This window comes from Methylibium sp. T29 (assembly GCF_000576205.1).
Lineage (GTDB): Bacteria > Pseudomonadota > Gammaproteobacteria > Burkholderiales > Burkholderiaceae_C > Methylibium > Methylibium petroleiphilum.
The window spans coordinates 1-1,413 of the sequence record NZ_AZND01000479.1 but is presented as its reverse complement, the minus strand read 5'-3'; the positions used below and the strand labels follow the sequence as shown (position 1 = coordinate 1,413).

The following is a 1,413-nucleotide window of genomic DNA, read 5'->3' as shown; positions in this document are numbered from 1 at the left end:
GCGACGCTGCTTCGACGCGGCAGGCGGCCTGGCCGCGCTGGCCCGCGCGATCGCCGAGCCGGTGCGCTGGGCCGACTGCATGCGCGAGCTGTCCGAGAGCGGCGTTCGGGTGGTGCTGGAACTCGGCCCCGGCCGCTCGCTGGCCAAGCTGCTGGCCGAGGCGCAGCCCGACATCGATGTGCGCTCGGTCGCCGATTTCCGCTCCTGGCGCGGCGTGGCCGACTGGCTGCGGGCCCGGCTCGACGCCTGAGGCGGCGGCGACCCGCCGCCTTCGCCACACCGCCCCTCCGACCGCGTCCGCCAGCCCCGGTGAAACCCCGAGTCCGGAGGGCTTGACGGACTCTTTGTCGGCAACTAATATATTAGTACCATACCGACAATCGGAGACCCGCCATGATGACCGAACGTCAACGCAAGTTCCGTGAACAGTACAAGTCCAACATCAGCCCGCTCTACAACGGCCTGCTGCACGTCGCGGTGATGTTCGCCGCCGGCATCGGCGGCATCTGGTACTGCGCCACGCAGCTGCAGAACCCCACCTGGGAATGGCTGATGGTCGCGCCGGTGTTCCTGTTCGGCAATTTCGTCGAGTGGGCCATGCACACCTACGTGATGCACCGGCGCATCGACGTGTTCGCGCTGCGCGCGATCTACGAGCGCCACACCCGCGAGCACCACCAGTACTTCACCGACAACGAGCCCACCATCGACACGGTGCGCGAGTTCCGCATCGTGTTCTTCCCGTGGCGCGTGCTCACGGTGCTGGGCATCGGTGGCACGACGCTGGGCTTCCTGACCAGCCTGGTGTGGAACGCCAATGCGGGCTACATCGTCTTCATCACGATGGTGGCGATGTACCTCAACTACGAGATCTTCCACTACTGCTGCCACGTGCACGACAACTGGTTCGTGCACAACATGCCCTTCATCAACACGATCCGGCGCCACCACACCGCGCACCACAACCAGGGGATCATGATGAAGTACAACATGAACCTGTCGTACCCGATCGCCGACTACCTGATGGGCACCAGCGACCTGCGGCGCGGCCTGTTCGGCCACCTGTTCAACGGCTACAGCGACAAGCACGTGAAGGAGGAGCTGCGGCCCATCATCGCGCGCTTCCGCACCTCCGACGTGCAGAACACGCGCGTCACGCTCGACGGGCCGATCCTCGAGAACGACGAGCGGCGCGCGATGGCCCTGTAGGGCCGGGCCGACGGCTGGCTCTACACTGCGGCGGCGCGTCGATCGCACCGCCTGCGGCCCCCGTGCCGCCGACCCGATCGATGCGGGTGCCGCGCCCGGAGATCGACTGTCGACCGCGGGGGCGCGGTCACAGCGGCCGATCCATAGAAGAGCAGCAAGATGCCAGCACGCCCCCGCCCCGACGAAGCCCCACCCCCCCGCCCC

The 1,413-nt window shown here is 67.3% G+C and carries 1 protein-coding gene and 1 pseudogene; both read left to right on the top strand.

Features of this window, described 5'->3' with window-relative positions:
• Positions 1 to 250 (top strand): annotated as a pseudogene (locus x551_RS26055) (ACP S-malonyltransferase); the annotation flags it as partial.
• Between the two features lie 143 nt (positions 251 to 393).
• Positions 394 to 1,209 carry a hypothetical protein gene (locus tag x551_RS22180; protein WP_036236700.1) on the top strand — a complete coding sequence of 272 codons (816 nt, stop codon included), beginning with the start codon at positions 394 to 396 and terminating at the stop codon, positions 1,207 to 1,209.
• The last annotated feature ends 204 nt before the right edge of the window (positions 1,210 to 1,413 follow it).